We start from the raw sequence: 17,729 nt of genomic DNA on the forward strand, positions 1-17,729 counted from the left end.
ATAAACGAGATGAATTACAACCTTTTAGAATAAACCTACTGCTTTTCCATCTTCATTTACATCCATTTGAAGTGCTGCTGGTTGTTTTGGAAGACCTGGCATTGTTAACATTGTACCTGTTAACGCAACGATAAAACCTGCACCGATAGATGGTTTTAACTCACGAATTGTAACAATAAAGTCAGATGGACGACCTAATTTTGTTGCATCGTCAGAAAGAGAGTATTGTGTTTTCGCCATACAAACTGGTAGGTTACTCCAACCTTCTCCTTCATATTGAGCTAATTGCTTACGTGCTTTCGGAGCAAATTCAATATCTTTTGCGCCATATACTTTTTGAGCAATTGTACGAATTTTTTCTTCTAAGGGTAATTCTAATTCATAAAGTGGTGCGTAGTTGTTTTCACCTTTTTCGATTTCTTTTAGTACTTTTTCAGCAAGGTCAACTCCGCCTTGGCCACCTTTCTCCCAAACTTCTGTTAAGGATACTGCATAGCCACGCTCATTACACCACTCTTGTAAGTATGTAACTTCTGCATCTGTATCTGTAATGAATTTATTAATTGCAATTACGAAAGGCACACCGAAGCTTTGAATTGTTTCAACATGCTTCTGTAAGTTTTCCATACCTTTTGCTAATGCATCTACATTTTCTTCTTTTAATTGATCTTTTGCAACGCCGCCATGCATTTTAAGCGCACGAATCGTCGCAACAATAACAACTGCTTCTGGTTTAATGCCAGCTGCACGAGCTTTAATATCTAAAAACTTCTCAGCGCCTAAATCAGCACCGAATCCAGCTTCTGTAATAACATAATCACCTAATTTTGCTGCCATTGTTGTAGCGATAACACTGTTACAACCGTGAGCGATATTCGCAAATGGTCCGCCATGAATGATAGCTGGTGTATTTTCTAACGTTTGTACTAAGTTCGGCTTTAATGCGTCTTTTAATAATAGTGTTAACGCACCTTCTACACCTAAATCTTTAACCGTTACAGGTTGATTTGCAAAGTTATAGGCAACTACGATGCGAGATAAACGTGCTTTTAAGTCTTGAATATCTGTTGCAAGGCAGAACACGGCCATAATTTCAGATGCTACTGTAATGTCAAAACCGTCTTCACGTGGTACACCTTGTACAGGTCCACCAAGACCAATTACTACGTTACGAAGGGCACGATCATTTAAGTCAACGCAGCGTTTCCAAACGATTTTACGCGTATCAATTCCAAGTGTGTTTCCTTGTTGGATATGATTATCAATAAACGCTGCTAATGCGTTATTGGCAGTTGTGATCGCATGGATATCTCCAGTAAAGTGAAGGTTAATGTCTTCCATTGGTACGACTTGTGAAAAACCGCCACCTGCTGCTCCACCTTTTAATCCCATCGTCGGTCCAAGAGATGGTTCACGAAGTGCAATTACTGTTTTCTTACCAATTTTGTTAAAAGCTTGACCTAAACCAACTGTTACTGTTGATTTACCTTCTCCAGCTGGAGTTGGGTTAATTGCTGTTACTAAAACAACTTTACCGTCTTTCTCATCTTGTAAGCGCTTAAAAATATCAAGAGATAACTTACCTTTATAATGCCCGTATGGCTCTAATTCATCTTCTAAAATATTTAAATCAGCTGCAATTTCTTGAATCTTCTTCATACTCGCTTCTTGTGCGATTTCAATATCGGATTTCACTGTTGTAGTAGTTGTCATATACCCTAGTCCCCCTTTAATTGGTTCTGATGATATTGTATCAGTTTTTTGTATTTTCTGCACTTATTTACCTCCTAAAAATTCTTTCATTTCTTTATACGTTTTTTAACATAAATACCCATAAGAATGTTAACGATTGTTGCAACTCTGTAGGTAGTTGACCTAACATCTTCTCGTTTACTCCGCGCTTATATACGCCGATGCCATCTACAACTTTAAAACCTTGTTCTTTCGCTAACTGTTCAAATTCCCAAGGCATCATTGTATTACAAACAACGTCTTTTCCGTACAAGCGAGGATAACTATTCTCTCGTGGCTTTGCTGTCGGTCCTAAAATTGCAATACATGCATATCCATCTTTCTTTAACACACGCTTTATTTCATTTAACGCTCGTAATGGCTCTTCCGTCCATTCTAAAGAATTAATTGCCATAATTGATTCAAATTGCTCATTTTCAAATGGTAATGCAGAAAGATCTCCTTTTATAAAAGATAAATTCGGTCCTTCCCCGCGTTCCTTACCTTTTTGAATCATCACTTCCGATAAATCTACTCCCACTGCTTTATAGCCTGCGCGACTTAATTTATATGTACCGTACCCATCACCACAACCAACATCGAGCACTAGTGCTTCTTTCTTCACGTATTGTTCAAAAAACGGAATAATTGTGCTCCTACTCCCGCTGTCCCACATCTCTTGACTATTTTGATTCCAAAACTCTGCACTACTATCCCATTTCTTTTCTGCTGATTCATGCCAATTAAATTTCGTCATACATTCCCCTACCTTCACGTATTATCATTCATTTCATTCTACATCATTTTCCAAAATTCCTGTTTTATCCCGCTTGCAGTAAGATACCTACCTCAAAATTCAATGGATGCGGACCAGTTAATGGGAGAGAACTGCTCATAAAAATCCAATTGTTGCTGGCTGATAATCAGTCCTAGTGAAAAAAATCCCACACTTTATCTTCACTAGGAGATGGATATGTTAACGATGGAATGCGTATTCTCCAATTTTTGCTTTACTTGGGTTTAACTCATACTCATGCTCTTCTCATTTTGAAAGATACTATAGATACACCCAATTGAAAGAGAGGGATGTACATGCGAAGAAAGAGAAATCATCATTTTAAAAGTGGTGAAAAAAACGAAGAGTATGCTGCTGAAATATCACCAGCTGGCATTCCAATTAGACATAAGCGTAAAGAAATTGCAAATGAGATAGAAGGTACAAATACCGGCGCAATGGTAGGCTATGTCGCTTTATTTCTTTCGTTATTCTCCATTGCTTTTTATCCCGTTACGCTCGGCTCCCTAGCAATTTTAGTTGGCTTATTAGCTGTCAATTTCGGAGCAAGAACACTTGGATATACAGCAATTGGTTTTGGTAGTTTTTCTGTTTTATTTACTTTACTTTATCCGCTTGCTTTGTCAGCGTTTTAAAAAAACACACCAAGTTATACTTGGTGTGTTCATTCGTGATACAACATAATATGACCGCATCCACAACAATGTTTCGCTGTAATTTCTTGAAACACTGGATAATTTTCTTCATCTCGATGCTCAATAAATACTTTTTCAAATCGATACATGTTTGGTGCATATGCCCAATCTTGTTTCGTTCGTGCATATAACGTTGAGGAAAAAAACTCCTCACCACCGCAAACGATACATGTGTTCTTCATCGCTATCCCTCCTATGCTTGTCTTACTTCATCTATATGAACATAAGCATAAAAAAAAGACCTTCTATTACTAGAAAGTCTTCTCTGAAACAAAAAGAAATGTACCAAACATTCCTACTCCGCTATATTCTTTTGAAACACCAGCTTCTGTTTTAAATGTTTGCTTTACAGTCATAAAGAATACACCATTTCGTGCATCTGTACTTTCAAATTGTAGTTTTTCTTTTTTACCATCTACATTTTGCGTGCATTCAAAACTACTCTCATTACAATTCAACGCATACTTATCCTCTACATACACTTTAAAATCTGATTCTTTCGGACAAGTTATAAGTAATATTGCCACGAGAATAATACTTATAATACCCACAATTGTATAATATTTCTTCATTTGTACTCCTTTCAAATGACAAGAAAACTTGACTTCATACGCCAAGTTTTCTTAGTCAACAACCCATTGCCACTCTTGTTCTTTCTTATCAAAAATGAGCCAACCTGTTTCTGTTGCTTCCTCTTTCAATTCATCGATATTATCTAACACCTCATCCGTACTTTCATACGAACCAACTACATATACCGGAATTTCAAGACCTCTTCTTGACTCAATCTTCCCTGCTAGATCTATGTAAAGACCATCTTCCATTAGTGGAATCAGTCCCATGATCAATTCTTTTGAAATTGCTGGGAAAATTTTTGATTTTTGGAAGAAAGAAAAACGTTTCTTACCGAAAGCACCGAGTTTATACGGAATGACTTTACTTAACATTCCTACAAAATCAGCAATTCTACGATAATACACTTTGTTGTACCATCCGTCATCATGTGAAAAATAAACAAATCGATTTTTCAACAGCGGAAAGAATGTTCTTGCAAGTGGTTCTTTTTTGTGAGCCAAATATAATAATTCTGCAATTTCTTTCGGCTCTAATTCATCTAAATCGCTTGCATCATCAAAATCTACCCAACAAAATTCATCAAATTCATCAATCTCTGCTTGAATTAACTTATGTATATTTTCTTCCTCAACATATTCAAATAAAGTATGATAATGAAAATCCGTCCATTCAAAGTTGTGCTTCAAAAGCAACACTTGATGAAGCGGTGAAGGGATGTTACTCGCAAACTCTTTAAACGTAATTCCTGATGTAATAAAACAATGACCTCGACGATTACCATTAATATATATCATATTCTTTACTTGGTCAGATCCTCCAGACAAAGCACCTAGCCACCTTCGTTTTATATGTTTCAATTCTATAGCATATTTTAACATGAAAAATTTTAGAAACATAGAAAAAACTTCAAAAACTATTTACAATTTCATGTGTTTTATTACATAGTGATTACAAGAAAAAACGCCTGCTCATAAGCAGGCGTTTTTAAAGGATTTCATCTGGGTTTTGAGGATGATGATTTCCCTCTTTCTTTTCTTCTTTTTGGAACATCGATTGAATTTTATCAATTGTTTGTGGAGCTAATTCAATCATTTTTTCTGCTAAATGTGTCGCATTTTGTAGATGAAGAATATTTACTCCATCTTTATTCACCACAAGAAATGCTACTGGTGTAATCGAAACACCACCCGCGCTACCGCCACCAAATGCAGCGTTACCGTTCGCTCTTTGTCCATCATTCGTTTGGAAATCAGAACCTCCTGCTCCAAAACCGAACGCTACTTTAGAAACCGTTAACACCACACCACCGTCAGCCGTTTGAACAGGCTCTCCAACAATCGTATTTACATCAACCATTTCTTTTAAATTTTCCATTGCTGCTTTCATTAACCCTTGAATTGGATGATCCACCGTTCATAACCTCCTTTGTCATATCTTTCCTAGTTTTTCCGAAAGTTTGTGAACTAAACATAAAATTTTATATTGATTTCAAAAAACTTAAGTTGTAATATTTAGAAAAATAAAAAAAGAGGTCGATTCGTTATGATGCGAAAATTAACAAAGAAAGATCATGAACAAGTATTCACTTACCTAAAAGAAGAAGCAGCCCTTAACTTGTTTATTATTGGAGATATTGAAGCTTTCGGTTATGACACAGATTTTCAAGAACTATGGGGAGTATTTAAAGAGAATGGAACATTAAAATCAATTTTACTCCGATTCCACGATTCATTTATACCATATAGTAAAGAAGACTTTGTTACCACTGATTATGAGGCACTTCTTTCCGCATATAAGCCACTTAAACTCTCTGGTAAGTCAACTATTGTAGAAAAGTTTGAAACTGCTCCAAGTCTACAATTAGGCGTCAAAAATGAAATGTATTTTTGTGAATGTCTAAATGACAACAACTTACCTGACACGCCTATTCATGAAACGATTAAACTTGCGTCACTCGATGATATAGAACGAATTATGAAATTACGAAGTGACATTGCTGAATTTCCGACTACTAATGAATCAGAGAAGATATTAAGGCAGGCTATCGAAACGAATACAGGACGCACATACTATATTGAAAAAGACGGCGTGATCATCGCATCCACCTCTACTTCCGCTGAAAATTCATTATCCGCTATGGTAGTTGGTGTATGTACACACCCGAATTATCGTGGAAATGGATATGCTTCACTCATATTACAAAAAATGATTCAAGACTTTACGAAAGAAGGCCGAACACTTTGTTTATTTTATAACAATCCAGCTGCTGGACGAATTTATAAACGTCTAGGGTTTAAAGACATCGGGATGTGGACGATGTATCGATAATAAGAAGTACTCTATAAGAGGAAATAGTTGTAACTTAGCAATAAAAGCCGATTACACAAAAATTTCACACCGTTATTATGAAGATGGAGAAACTACTTGTAAAGCCGTGCCCCTAACTAAAACATGTCATGTATTCAAGCTAAATTTAGACAGATAAATGCCCCAGTTGCATCTACTCCAGCAATTGGGGCGTTTACCCTCAAATTCTTTCCACTATATTTATGAAACATTTATTCCACTTATGTCGCTATTATCATTACGTGCAAATGCTCTTTTTAATATTACTGCTTCTTATTATACTGTGCTTTAAAATCAATATATTCCTGTCTCGCGTCCTGATTATTACCTTGTTGACTATCAAAGTATGTGTGTATTTGTGATATGTGTTCTACTGACTTTCCTTCTTCATTTCTCTTTTTATAATTCACTACAATACTCACTTCCAATATCTGCTCTGAGCCCTTTGTAAACTCAATATGCAGTGCGATCGATCCACCACCATATTCATCATATTGTATTTTCAACTTATCATTAATAATATTTTGAAACTCTGATTCAGTTAATGTATATCCAACAGTACTAGGCTGACCAAACTTTTTTATATCACCTCCTGGCTTCATCTTTAGTTTCCCTATCCCTTTTAAACGATCTACAATTAAGTTCACGTATGAAACATCCAGACTTGAATCCGTACTTTGTACCTGTCCATTCTCATAACTAATATTTGTACTATAATTAACTTCTTCTTTATAATTTTTATTATCTACTTCCGAGGTAATTTCTTGTGTTGTATTTCCATATAAACTTTTATCTTTCGTATTATATATGCCTTTCGAAGTTTGATAGATTGTTTTACTGTGCTCTCCATCTTCCTTTTGCTCATATGTACTATATATACCTCTTTGTTTCACATAGGCATATCCATCATCACTAGCGGACATAACCTTTTTCATATCACCTTCATCCAAAGCTTTGACAAATGGCTTATAATCTATCTTCGTCTCCCCAAAACTACATCCACTTAATAAACTTGATACTATTAACAGAACTATCATCATCCTAGCTTTCTTCTTTAACTTCATACTGACACCCCCTTGATTTCTCTAGGCATTTTTAGGTTCATTACATTCCCATTTTGATAGTAATATAGTTCACCTTTACTTACCGGTATTTATTAACTCATACAGATTATATTGAAGATACTTTAATTTTTAATAGCATCGATTTTTATACAATCCTTAATTGTTTATATATTCCGTTCGAATTTTCAGAAATCAAAACTTATTTTATTTCTTTGGCTTGCTTTTTTTCCTTTTCTTCATAAAGCTTTAGTCTTTTCTGACGTTCCTTTTCGTGCTCTTCCCACGAAATATAAAATGACGGAAACTTAAATCTACAATAGGCTAATAATTGGAATTCAGCTGCACCTATGGCTACCGCGTACATTACAAGAGTTCCTGCTATATACCCTGCTAATATCTCTATTTCATAATCATTATGAAAATAAATTAAAATAAGAAGGATTAGTGCATATACCGTAACACCAATCATTACGTTGTTTTTTGTTTTACTAAAAAATGAAGCTGTCCTTTCATCCATACTAAATGCTCCACTCTCTGCTTGTTTAAAGGTATCAATTGTTGTCACCAGATGAACAAAAACTGCTCCTAGAAACAATAAACCCACATACAATAATGTAATTTGATCAATCGAATAATTTGAAATTGCTGGAAGTATAAACAATGTGAATCCTATAGTTCCCAGCTGAAATGTACATAATAATATCACAAGCGCTTGCAACCTTTGACATTTAAAACGAACTTTTGGAAATAGATATAGAATTAAAAAGATTACTTGCAAGGTATATAAAACTAATTCAATACAAACAATTATTTTGTCAAAGAGATTTGGATAGTAACCCCAGCCAAATTTAACTAATGCTCCAAAAATAAAAAGCATGAATAATGAACTATAAACAGTTGCGCCAAGTATAAACACCATGGAGCGTTCTGGGCTTAAACGATTTCTACATGTAATTCTAAATTCATCTAAATCTTCTTCTTTTATGTTCCACATTTGTTAGCTCCACCTTTCCCCGAACTATAGTATATTACCAAAATAAAGATTCAATTTTCGTAGTCACTGATTTTATACCTTTTTATGTTCATCACCACTCTTAACTATCTCTTTTGTTGTACTGCGCCTTGTATTTTAAATATTCCTGTCTCGCATCTTGGTTATTATCCTGTTTTCTATTAAAATACGTTATTATTTGGAACATATTTTCTACTAATTTTCCATCCTCATTCTTTTCTTTAAAATCTATATCTATCCTCATTTGCAAAATTTGTTTTGGATTTTTTGAGGCATCCAGGTGCAATACGATTGTTGCTCCATCAAATTCATCGTATTGTATCTTTAATTTATTATTAATAATATCTTTAAATTCAGATTCAGTTAGTCGATATCCCACTGAATTAGGCTGATCAAACTTTTTTATATCACCTTCGGGCTTCATCTTTAGTTTCCCTATCCCATTTAAACGATCTACAATTAAGTTTACGTATGAAACATCTAGATTTGAATCCGAACTTTTCACCTGTCCATTTTCATACTTAACATGAGTACTATAAATAGTTTCTTTTTTATAATTCTCATTTGTCCTTTTTCCCTTGTCTTTTTCTATATCAGTCATAACTGTTTGTATCGCCTCTCCATATAAACTTTTATCTTTTGTATTATATACACCTTCCGTAGTTTGACGAATTGTCTTACTATACTCTCCATCTTCTTTTTGCTCAAACGTACTATAAATACCTCTTTGTTCCACAAAAGCATACCCATCATCACTTGCAGACATAACCTTTTTCATGTCACCTTCATCCAATGCCTTAATAAATGGCTCATACTCTACCTTTTCTTCAAAAAAACTGCATGCTTGTAGTAGGCTGATTGTTATTATGATAGTAATCATTTTAGAAACCTTTTTTATGTTCATTTCATCATCACACTACCCACTCTACATTTTCGATCAGATAACCTTCTAATCACTTTAATCACCTTACATAATTAAATTTTCTTTTAGAAGTTAAAATACTCTCTTGTAAATAATTACTTTTCTATCATCAAAACGTACAATACGCACTTTCTTTATGCCTTACGTTTCGATTTACCTTTTTTATTTTTCTTTCGATATCTTGGAGTCTCTCTTTTATGTTGCTCCCACGTTTTATTAAATGATGGAAATTTAAATCTGCAATATGCTAATAGCTGAAATTCAGCTGCACCGATTGCTATCGTATACATTAAAAAGGTCCCTACTACATACATAAATAAATCATCAAACCCATAATCGTTATGAAAATATATCAAAATAAGAATAGTTACTGCGTATAGTGTAGCCCACTTCATCATCTTTCCTTTTGTTTTACTAAAGAAAGAAGCAGACCTCTCATCCATACTAAACGCACCTTCACTTGCCAATTTAAATGTATCTATTGTTGTTACGATATGAAAAATTACTGCTCCTAAAAGCAATAAACCCGCATACAGTATTGTAATCCAATCAATTGAATTATTAGCCATTTTAGTAACAGTCAAAGCAATAGGAGCTATTGTTGCCAATTGGAATGAACATAATAATACGACAAGGGTTTGTAGTTTTTGAAATTTAAATTGAGCTATCGGAAATGAATAAATGACGAAAAGAATTATTTGTATAATATATAAGAATACTTCTAACTTAACAATTCCTATATTAAAGAGAAGCATGCAGTAATCCCACCCGGCTGATAAAACAATAGAAAAAATGGTTATTGAACTAAATAGTATTCCTCCAAACATAAATCCTGTAGCCCCCTCAGGACTTAAACGATCATTACATGTCATCCTAAACTTATCTAAATCTTCTTCTTTTATATTCCACATCCTGGCTCTTCACCTTCTATACGTTTCAATTATTTTTCGAACACTAAAATTCTATTAATATATTATTTATTTTTCGTTTTGAATTTCTTATTTTGTTTTCGAATTCTCCCACCCATTCTCTCATTCTCTTCCCATGACATATTAAATGACTTGAATTTAAATCTACAGTACGCCAATAGTTGGAATTCTGCCGCTCCAATTGCAACCGCATACATTAATACAGTTCCCACTCCATACATAACAAAAAAATCAATTGAATAATCATTTTGAAAATACATCAAAATAAGTAGTATTAATACATATATTATAGCCCCCTTAATCATAGCTCCTTTTGTCTTACTAAAAAAAGAGGTGGATCTTTCACCACTACTAAACGCACCTTCACTTGCTTGTTTAAATGTATCTAGCGTTGCTACAATATGAATAATAACTGCCCCTACAAATAGTAGCCCAGTATACATCCTACCAGTTGAATTGTCAGCCATTTCAGAGACAATCGAAACTACAAATAATATCGTTCCAAGCTGAAACGCATATAATAATATAACGAGCGTTTGTAACTTTTGAAATTTAAAACATGCTTTCGGAAATAGATATATAATTAAAAATATAATTTGAATACTAAATAACACAATTTCAGTTTTAACAATTGTTCTATCAAAAAAATTGTTGTAGTAATTCAAATTCCCTACAAAAATAATAAACATAAATATTGAAATATAAAATATTGTTCCAAGCATAAAACCCGTAGCACCTTCAGGACTTAAACGGCCTTGACATGTTATTCGAAATTTATCTAAATCTTCTTCTTTTATTTTCCACACCCTGACATTTCACCTTCTATACAGTTTAAATAATTTTCATCCACTAAAATTCTATTCCATTCTTAATATTTTTAAGTACATAGATTTTTGTACAACTAAATTCAGATAATCTTTTAGGTATATCATTACCATATTAATTACCATAATCATCTAATCAGAATGCTTTTTGATGGTTCAAGTAGTGTCTTTTTTCCTCAAAAGTTCCAAATATTCTTCTTTCAATTAAGTATAACCGTCTTCTTGTCACCTTCATCCAATGCCTTTATTAGACTCTCATACTCTATTTTGATTTACCAAAACTATACGCGCTCAGTAAAACATAACTGTTATCACAGTAACTATTTTTCACTACCCCTTTACTCATATCTTCACAACATTTATCGTTCTCAAAATTCAATTAAAATATATTATTTTTGATTTATATACTCTTTTTCATAATTTACATATTCTTTTTTGGAACTTTGATTATTATCTTCCCTGGTATGATAATATGTTGAAATCTCTTGATTGCATTTTATAAGCTTATCTTCTTTTTTTTCTTCATAATTTACCGATATTGTTATTTGTGTTATTCTCATTTGATTTTCTTTTGTATCATTAGGCGTATTAAACTCAATCATCAATATTGCAGAATCAAATTTATCATATTTTAAATTTAACTTATCATTCATTATGCTTTTAAACTGTAATTCAGTTAAATCATAGCTTATTATGCTCGGTTCACTAGATCTTTTTTTATCTTCACTCGGTTTCAATTTACTAAGTTCATTTAATCCTCTAAACATTAATTTTACATATGAAACATTCATAGCTTGATCCTGGGCTACTGAACGGGATTTTTCATTTTTTAAATTTGTACTATAGACCGTTTCTTTTTTGTAATTTTGATTACTACCAACGTTTTTATCATTTTTTATATCAGTAACAACCTTTTGAGTTGTTTTCCCATATAAGTCGTCTTCTTTCACATTATATACTCCATGGGTTGTTTGATATATTATCCTGCTATGTTCACCATCTTCTTTTTCTTCATAAGTACTGTCGCTAGTCTCTTCTTTCACATATGCATATCCATCATCACTCGCAGACATAACCGTCTTCATATCACCTTCATCCAATGCCTTTACTAATCTCTCATACTCTATCTTCGTCTCCCCAAAACCACATCCACTTAATAAATTTGCTATTATTGACAGAACTATCATCGTCTTGGCTTTCTTCTTTAACTTCATACTGACACCCCGTTGATTTCTCTAGGCATTTTTAAGTTCATTATGTTCCTTTTTGGAAAGTAATACATCTCACCTTTACTTACTGATATTTACTTACTCGTACAGATTATATTGAAGATGCTTTAATTTTTAATAGCATTGATTTATATACAATCCTTAATTGCTTATATATTCTATTCGAATTTTCAGAAACCAAAACTTATTTTATTTCTTTCGCTTTCTTTTCCTCCCTCTCTTTATAACGTTTTAAGAATTCCTGACGTTCTCTTTCATGCTCCTCCCACGAAATATAAAATGATGGAAATTTGAATCTACAATAGGCTAATAATTGGAACTCTGCTGCACCTATGGCTACCGCGTACATGATTAGAGTCCCTCCCGCATACAATCCTAAAATATTTAGTGTATAATCATTATGCACATAAATTAAAATGAGAAGCGTTAACACATAAATTAGAGCACACTTAATTGCAATCCTCTTTGTTTTACTAAAAAATGAAGAGGATTCTTCTCCCGTATTAAATGCCCCTTTACTTGCCTGTCTAAAAGTATCAATAGTCGCTAAAACATGTAAAATGACTGCACCTAAAAATAATAACCCAACATACATTAATGTAATTTGATCAATTGAATAATTTGACATTCCCGGGATTATCAACATTGTAAATGTAATAGTACCTAGCTGAAACGCATATAACAGTACCACAAGTGTTTGTAGTTTCTGAAATTTAAATGGCATCTTAGGAAACAAATAAATAATTAAAAAAATTACTTGAAGACTATAAAGCACTAACTCAAGACTAACAATTATTTTATCAAAGAGAGTCGGGTAATAACTCCAACCAAACCTTATTAACCCTACAATAAGAAAAAACATTATTAATGAAATAAAAAACATCGTTCCAAACATAAACCCTGTAGCCCAATCGGGACTTAAGCGATTCTTGCAAGTACTTTTAAATTCATTTAAATCTTCTTCTTTTATATTCCACATATAATTACACCATCTTTTCTAAAATCATGTATTAACTCTATATTTGTAAACAAACTAGAAATAAATAAATGTTTTGATATTTCATATTAAACTAGCCTTTTTTACTTTTTTTAACAAACACAAAATACAGCGATAGCATTAGTATTAAGCCTATTCCACAAACCAATACACCTCCATATTCTTTCTGGTATAAAAAAATAAACATAGTAACAATATAGCTCGGTATTGACAAAATAATGAGCCACTTCCCCAGAAACTCTGCTATTTTATATAGAATTAAAAAAATAAACATAATCCCAGCAATAATAGGTGCTATTACACCTTCAAAAAAACCTTTTTCTTTTTTTACGGCTTTAGAATCTTTATTCAAGATCTTACATTCCTCCCTTTACTAGTTAATTTATGAATAATGTATTCATTCTATCTTCAATATAAGTTTACAAGTATCATTTATAACTTTCATTTCAGCTTTTGTTTCGCCTTTGCTCTTTCTCTCTTATTCTTTTTCTATTTGCTATAAATTCCTGGCGTTCCTTTTCATGTTGTTCCCACGTAATGTTAAATGATGGAAATTTAAAGCGACAATACACCAATAGGACGAATTCTGCTGATACTACAGCGAATATATATAATATTATTGTTTGTGTCACATAAATTGCCATTTCATCAAATGTATAATTAAGGTTTAAAAAAATTAATACAAGTAGAACTATTACACCGATCGTTATTCCAATCAATAAATATAATTTCGTGTTAGTAAAAAATGAGACAGCCGGTCCTTCTAATTTATATCCTCCATGCTTTGCTTTTCTAAAAACATCGATCGTTACTACAATGTGAGTACAGATTGCACCTAATAGTATTAAACCGATATAAACCAATGTTTTATTGTCACATGGAAAATCATATATTCCTTCAACAACCATAACTAGGAAAGGTAATGTCGCTAACTGAAAAGCATAAAATACAGTTACGATTGTTTGTAGTTTCTGTAATTTAAAAGCAATCTTTTTAGACATGAATAATATTAAAAAAACGAACTCCAAAACATACAACTTAACCTCAGTTTGTACAACTATCTTTTCAAAAGGAGTTAGAGAAATCTTATCACCGTTCAGCAAAACACCTAAAAACATGATGAGCATTGGTATAGAAGTATATGCAAAAACTCCCCCATAAAAGATTCTTATATAATCCGGACTTAATCGGTTTTTATTTGTAATTTGAAAAAAACCTAAATCTTCTTCCTTTATTTTAAGCATTCATCTTTCCCCATTTCGACGCAAAACTTATTTTATTTCTTTAGTTTTCTTTTTTTCCTTCCCTTCATAAAGCTTTAGTCTTTTCTGACGCTCTCTTTCATGTTCCTCCCACGAAATATAAAATGATGGAAATTTAAATCTGCAATAGGCTAATAATTGGAACTCAGCTGCACCTATGGCTACCGTGTATAGTATAAGGGTCAATACAGAATACCAACCTATTTGCTCCATCGTATAATCATTATTAATATAAATTAAGATTAAGAGAGTTAATACACATAATATAGAGGCAATCATTAAAAAATCTTTTGTCTTACTAAAAAATGAAACTGAATTTTCCCACTTACTAAATGCGCCTTCGCTAGCTTGCTTAAAGGTATTAATCGTTGTAAAAATATGAATAATAAAAGCTCCTAACAATAATAAGGCTACATAAGTCAATGTAATACGATCATTTGAATAACCAAAAATACTCGAAACAACTACTGTTACAAATCCTATAGTCGCAAGTTGAAGTGCATATAACAATATAACTATAGCTTGTAACTTTTGAAATTTAAAACGGGCTTTGGGAAATAAATATACAATAAGAAAAATGATTTGTAAGCTATACAAACATAACTCTATTTTAATAATTGTTTCCTCTAGTAAACTAGGATATACGGACCAACCAAATTTCACCAAACCATAAATTACACCTAACATGATTAATGAGGTGTATATGATTGAACCTAGCATAAAACCTACGGCAGCCTCAGGACTTAAACGATTTCTACATGTTATTTTAAATTCATCTAAATCTTTTTCTTTTATATTCCACATCCAATTGTCCCACCCTTAACTACATTCACTTAAATCATGTAGATTAAAAATAAAAACCTTCTCATTTTAACGAAAAGAGAAGGTTTTCTTAGTGTTATACATTCATGCCATATTCAAAACTTTCCCTCTTCAAATAACGTATTATAGTTGTTAATCTTTGTATTTTTGCTATTAATTTAGGCATTTTTACTTTTCTTAAAAAACACCAAATATGCAAATAATGACGAAATTAAGAGGAATACACCCACCCCTATACCCTCATATATTTTAAAATAAACAGCAGCAATTATCACAAATATTGACATTATTATTATTAGAATCATTGTATATTTCATTATAAATTCTAACGCTTGATAGATAGATACTATTGTCCTTTGAAAAAAACTTTGCTCTGTTTCTGAAACATTCCGATCCTTAATCAAAATAACACCTTCCACTCTTTACAAATTGACTTTTGAATAAACTTTCCCCTTCAAACTAGCAACAAAGCGAACTATAGCACGTAACTACTACCAATACAGAATGAGCCCGTTGAAAATCATATGTCGAAATATTAAGTTAATTACATATAAATTTGAGAACGCAAAACCTCCTCATTCTAACGAGAAGAGAAGGTTTTATTTATGATATTTCCCCAAACCCTATTCAAAACTATCTCTTTTATGATATTTCATGATGTTTCCATATGTTAAAAGTCACAAGCTTAAAATATTATTCTTCATTAAATACAGCAATCTTCACTTCAACATACTGTAAAGACTCATCACCGCTAAACACATGATAAATTGGCGAGGCTAAATTCAGATTATTATCCTCCATATACAGAAGCATTTCACCATATACCTGCTCTGTTAATTTTTCATAATCTCCCGTATATCGTTTCATGAGCATCTCATCAACATAATAATAGCTCCTAAATTGAAGTGTTTCTGATGCTGGAATTTTATCTTCATTTACTGGCATGAATAATTCAACGTACATATTTTCATCAGATGGTATATTTTTCAAAGCATAAAACATCGGACCTTTTACTGTTAAATTCGCTGTTGCAATTTCTGACATAAAATGTTCAATTGCTTCTTCCATATCTTCGTAATGAAAATAGTACTCCTTCGAAACAACATTTGTATATGCAATACTTTGTCCTTCAATTATCATTTTATTGTTTCACCTACTTCTATAATAGGAGCATAAATATCTAGCCACATGTCACCGTATACGTCTAAACATACGTGATAAAAACCGTTATCTAATTTAATATGATGCTGTTCTGCAAACTCATGTATTAAATTATAAGCCTCCTCAATATCACCATCTTCATCTGTAAATCGAACACTTAATGCCTCTTCAATAATTAATCCATCAACGTATTCATATGCAGAATTCTCTCCCAATTTAACACGCTCATTTACTGGAACAGAATACGTATATTCACCGTACTCTGGTTCATTTTCCAATGGCTGATATTTAAAAAGAACAGGACCTACTGCATATATTCCATTATGAACAACTTGATTTCTCAGTGCGATAGCAGGTAATAACCAATCTTCTTTTTTTACAATTTGAGTAATACTAATTAAATTTAAAAGTGATAATGCTTTATATTGAATTTTCATAATAACTACTCCTTTTACTATATCTTGGCTATATTTTTTATGTTTCTTCAAATGTCACTTACGCTCTCCTTCATATTCCTTCCACATTATAGTAAATGACGAACATTTAAATCTACTATACTCATTTCCTTTACGCCTTACGTTTTGATTTACCTTTTTTATTTTTCTTTTGATATCTTGGAGTCTCTCTTTTATGTTGCTCCCATGATATGTTAAATGAAGGGAATTTAAACCTACAATACGCTAATAGCTGAAATTCAGCTGCACCTATAGCTACTGTATACATTAAAACAGTACCTATTACATATCCAATAAAAGTGTCAAACGTATAATCATTATGAAAATAAATTAAAATAAGTAGGATTAATGCGTATATTGAAGCCACTTTCATCATAGTTCCTTTTGTTTTACTAAAAAAGGAAGTGGATCTTTCATTCATACTAAACGCACCTTCACTTGCCTGTTTAAACGTATCAATCGTTGTCACAATATGAATAATCACTGCTCCTAAAAATAAGAAACCTACATATACTAATGTAATTCGATCAACTGTATAATCAGACATTCCAGGAAGAATTAGAGCCGTGAATAATATCGTACCTAATTGAAATGCATATAATAATACAACAAATGTTTGTAACTTTTGAAATTTAAATCGAGCTTTTGGAAATGAATATAGAATTAAAAAAATTATTTGCAAGCTATATAGCACAAGTTCCATTCTAACGATTGTTTTCTCAAAGAAAGTAGTATAATAGTCCCAACCAAACGTTACTAAAGTACCAATAAGAAAAAACATCATTATTGAAACAAACACTATTGTTCCTATCATAAATCCAAAAGCACCTTCAGGACTTAATCGACGTTTACATGTCATCCGAAATTTATCTAAATCTTCTTCTTTTATATTCCACATTACCTATATG

Annotated in this window: 23 protein-coding genes; 2 read left to right on the forward strand and 21 right to left on the reverse strand. The window is 32.3% G+C overall.

Translation table 11 applies throughout. The annotated features are described in order from the left end of the window. Positions 1-24: 24 nt before the first annotated feature. Both EBQ15_RS10115 and EBQ15_RS10120 read right to left on the reverse strand, forming a co-directional pair. Positions 25-1,713, reverse strand: a complete 1,689-nt coding sequence (locus EBQ15_RS10115; protein ID WP_014482011.1) for a formate--tetrahydrofolate ligase — start codon at positions 1,711-1,713, stop codon at positions 25-27. A gap of 94 nt (positions 1,714-1,807) precedes the next feature. Beyond that, positions 1,808-2,488, reverse strand: coding sequence for a class I SAM-dependent methyltransferase (locus EBQ15_RS10120; protein WP_000160041.1), 681 nt, complete (start codon positions 2,486-2,488; stop codon positions 1,808-1,810). A 335-nt stretch (positions 2,489-2,823) separates the two neighbouring features. Between EBQ15_RS10120 and EBQ15_RS10125 the strand changes: the two genes are divergently transcribed. After that, a complete protein-coding gene (locus tag EBQ15_RS10125; protein WP_001253201.1) occupies positions 2,824-3,162 on the forward strand; it encodes a hypothetical protein in 339 nt (112 codons plus the stop codon). 29 nt (positions 3,163-3,191) lie between these two features. On the opposite strand, the gene EBQ15_RS10130 is transcribed toward EBQ15_RS10125, so the two are convergent. The 4 genes from EBQ15_RS10130 to ytfJ form a co-directional block, all read right to left on the reverse strand. Next, positions 3,192-3,404, reverse strand: a complete 213-nt coding sequence (locus tag EBQ15_RS10130) for a hypothetical protein (RefSeq protein ID WP_000798747.1) — start codon at positions 3,402-3,404, stop codon at positions 3,192-3,194. 69 nt (positions 3,405-3,473) lie between these two features. Next, complete coding sequence (locus tag EBQ15_RS10135; protein ID WP_000761171.1) at positions 3,474-3,794, reverse strand: hypothetical protein; 321 nt, start codon at positions 3,792-3,794, stop codon at positions 3,474-3,476. A gap of 51 nt (positions 3,795-3,845) precedes the next feature. Continuing rightward, positions 3,846-4,622, reverse strand: a complete 777-nt coding sequence (locus EBQ15_RS10140) for an oxalate:formate antiporter (protein ID WP_000014087.1) — start codon at positions 4,620-4,622, stop codon at positions 3,846-3,848. Positions 4,623-4,782: 160 nt separating this feature from the next. After that, complete coding sequence (gene ytfJ / locus EBQ15_RS10145) at positions 4,783-5,208, reverse strand: GerW family sporulation protein (protein WP_000349986.1); 426 nt, start codon at positions 5,206-5,208, stop codon at positions 4,783-4,785. Between the two features lie 132 nt (positions 5,209-5,340). Here ytfJ and EBQ15_RS10150 point away from each other — a divergent pair, with 132 nt between their 5' ends. After that, entirely contained in the window at positions 5,341-6,126 is a 786-nt protein-coding gene (locus tag EBQ15_RS10150) for a GNAT family N-acetyltransferase (protein ID WP_000984782.1), read from the forward strand. 281 nt (positions 6,127-6,407) lie between these two features. Here EBQ15_RS10150 and EBQ15_RS10155 read toward each other — a convergent pair whose 3' ends face one another. The 15 genes from EBQ15_RS10155 to EBQ15_RS10225 all read right to left on the reverse strand — a co-directional run bounded on the left by EBQ15_RS10155 (position 6,408) and on the right by EBQ15_RS10225 (position 17,719). Then, complete coding sequence (locus tag EBQ15_RS10155; RefSeq protein WP_000768487.1) at positions 6,408-7,208, reverse strand: DUF3952 domain-containing protein; 801 nt, start codon at positions 7,206-7,208, stop codon at positions 6,408-6,410. A 199-nt stretch (positions 7,209-7,407) separates the two neighbouring features. Beyond that, positions 7,408-8,202 (reverse strand): hypothetical protein, encoded by a 795-nt coding sequence (locus tag EBQ15_RS10160; protein WP_000267099.1) that lies wholly within the window; start codon positions 8,200-8,202, stop codon positions 7,408-7,410. Between the two features lie 100 nt (positions 8,203-8,302). After that, the gene (locus EBQ15_RS10165; RefSeq protein WP_000628352.1) at positions 8,303-9,100 is read right to left on the reverse strand and encodes a DUF3952 domain-containing protein; all 798 of its coding nucleotides are present in this window, start codon (positions 9,098-9,100) and stop codon (positions 8,303-8,305) included. A 176-nt stretch (positions 9,101-9,276) separates the two neighbouring features. Beyond that, positions 9,277-10,053: a hypothetical protein gene (locus EBQ15_RS10170; RefSeq protein WP_000267121.1), complete on the reverse strand. Its 777-nt coding sequence runs from the start codon at positions 10,051-10,053 to the stop codon at positions 9,277-9,279. A gap of 62 nt (positions 10,054-10,115) precedes the next feature. Next, a complete protein-coding gene (locus EBQ15_RS10175) occupies positions 10,116-10,877 on the reverse strand; it encodes a hypothetical protein (RefSeq protein WP_000265485.1) in 762 nt (253 codons plus the stop codon). Between the two features lie 218 nt (positions 10,878-11,095). Then, positions 11,096-11,167: a DUF3952 domain-containing protein gene (locus tag EBQ15_RS31565; protein ID WP_117616460.1), complete on the reverse strand. Its 72-nt coding sequence runs from the start codon at positions 11,165-11,167 to the stop codon at positions 11,096-11,098. 117 nt (positions 11,168-11,284) lie between these two features. Further along, a complete protein-coding gene (locus EBQ15_RS10185) occupies positions 11,285-12,109 on the reverse strand; it encodes a DUF3952 domain-containing protein (RefSeq protein ID WP_000768466.1) in 825 nt (274 codons plus the stop codon). A gap of 199 nt (positions 12,110-12,308) precedes the next feature. Continuing rightward, positions 12,309-13,103: a hypothetical protein gene (locus EBQ15_RS10190; RefSeq protein WP_000267163.1), complete on the reverse strand. Its 795-nt coding sequence runs from the start codon at positions 13,101-13,103 to the stop codon at positions 12,309-12,311. Between the two features lie 91 nt (positions 13,104-13,194). Continuing rightward, on the reverse strand, positions 13,195-13,473 hold the full coding sequence (locus EBQ15_RS10195; protein ID WP_001030793.1) for a hypothetical protein: 279 nt from the start codon (positions 13,471-13,473) through the stop codon (positions 13,195-13,197). 94 nt (positions 13,474-13,567) lie between these two features. After that, entirely contained in the window at positions 13,568-14,365 is a 798-nt protein-coding gene (locus tag EBQ15_RS10200) for a hypothetical protein (protein ID WP_000912763.1), read from the reverse strand. Between the two features lie 27 nt (positions 14,366-14,392). Then, positions 14,393-15,187: a hypothetical protein gene (locus EBQ15_RS10205; RefSeq protein ID WP_000267169.1), complete on the reverse strand. Its 795-nt coding sequence runs from the start codon at positions 15,185-15,187 to the stop codon at positions 14,393-14,395. A gap of 176 nt (positions 15,188-15,363) precedes the next feature. Continuing rightward, positions 15,364-15,609, reverse strand: a complete 246-nt coding sequence (locus tag EBQ15_RS31570; protein WP_033683858.1) for a hypothetical protein — start codon at positions 15,607-15,609, stop codon at positions 15,364-15,366. Positions 15,610-15,898: 289 nt separating this feature from the next. Then, on the reverse strand, positions 15,899-16,345 hold the full coding sequence (locus EBQ15_RS10215; protein ID WP_000582716.1) for a DUF5085 family protein: 447 nt from the start codon (positions 16,343-16,345) through the stop codon (positions 15,899-15,901). Continuing rightward, complete coding sequence (locus tag EBQ15_RS10220) at positions 16,342-16,803, reverse strand: DUF5085 family protein (RefSeq protein WP_000701784.1); 462 nt, start codon at positions 16,801-16,803, stop codon at positions 16,342-16,344. The genes EBQ15_RS10215 and EBQ15_RS10220 overlap by 4 nt, the downstream gene beginning before the upstream one ends. A 130-nt stretch (positions 16,804-16,933) precedes the next feature. Continuing rightward, complete coding sequence (locus EBQ15_RS10225; protein WP_000267114.1) at positions 16,934-17,719, reverse strand: hypothetical protein; 786 nt, start codon at positions 17,717-17,719, stop codon at positions 16,934-16,936. Between the last annotated feature and the right edge of the window lie 10 nt (positions 17,720-17,729).

The organism is Bacillus sp. 2D03, from assembly GCF_003946765.1.
Lineage (GTDB): Bacteria > Bacillota > Bacilli > Bacillales > Bacillaceae_G > Bacillus_A > Bacillus_A cereus.

Coding starts and splice junctions, on each gene's coding strand:
- EBQ15_RS10155 (WP_000768487.1), bottom strand. CDS start 7,208: ATGAAGTTAAAGAAGAAAGCTAGGATGATGATAGTTCTGTTAATAGTA.
- EBQ15_RS10190 (WP_000267163.1), bottom strand. CDS start 13,103: ATGTGGAATATAAAAGAAGAAGATTTAAATGAATTTAAAAGTACTTGC.
- EBQ15_RS10220 (WP_000701784.1), bottom strand. CDS start 16,803: ATGAAAATTCAATATAAAGCATTATCACTTTTAAATTTAATTAGTATT.
- EBQ15_RS10200 (WP_000912763.1), bottom strand. CDS start 14,365: ATGCTTAAAATAAAGGAAGAAGATTTAGGTTTTTTTCAAATTACAAAT.
- EBQ15_RS10125 (WP_001253201.1), top strand. CDS start 2,824: ATGCGAAGAAAGAGAAATCATCATTTTAAAAGTGGTGAAAAAAACGAA.
- EBQ15_RS10185 (WP_000768466.1), bottom strand. CDS start 12,109: ATGAAGTTAAAGAAGAAAGCCAAGACGATGATAGTTCTGTCAATAATA.
- EBQ15_RS10150 (WP_000984782.1), top strand. CDS start 5,341: ATGATGCGAAAATTAACAAAGAAAGATCATGAACAAGTATTCACTTAC.
- EBQ15_RS10170 (WP_000267121.1), bottom strand. CDS start 10,053: ATGTGGAATATAAAAGAAGAAGATTTAGATAAGTTTAGGATGACATGT.
- EBQ15_RS10215 (WP_000582716.1), bottom strand. CDS start 16,345: ATGATAATTGAAGGACAAAGTATTGCATATACAAATGTTGTTTCGAAG.
- EBQ15_RS10135 (WP_000761171.1), bottom strand. CDS start 3,794: ATGAAGAAATATTATACAATTGTGGGTATTATAAGTATTATTCTCGTG.
- EBQ15_RS10130 (WP_000798747.1), bottom strand. CDS start 3,404: ATGAAGAACACATGTATCGTTTGCGGTGGTGAGGAGTTTTTTTCCTCA.
- EBQ15_RS10165 (WP_000628352.1), bottom strand. CDS start 9,100: ATGATTACTATCATAATAACAATCAGCCTACTACAAGCATGCAGTTTT.
- EBQ15_RS10205 (WP_000267169.1), bottom strand. CDS start 15,187: ATGTGGAATATAAAAGAAAAAGATTTAGATGAATTTAAAATAACATGT.
- EBQ15_RS10115 (WP_014482011.1), bottom strand. CDS start 1,713: ATGACAACTACTACAACAGTGAAATCCGATATTGAAATCGCACAAGAA.
- EBQ15_RS10160 (WP_000267099.1), bottom strand. CDS start 8,202: ATGTGGAACATAAAAGAAGAAGATTTAGATGAATTTAGAATTACATGT.
- EBQ15_RS10120 (WP_000160041.1), bottom strand. CDS start 2,488: ATGACGAAATTTAATTGGCATGAATCAGCAGAAAAGAAATGGGATAGT.
- EBQ15_RS10225 (WP_000267114.1), bottom strand. CDS start 17,719: ATGTGGAATATAAAAGAAGAAGATTTAGATAAATTTCGGATGACATGT.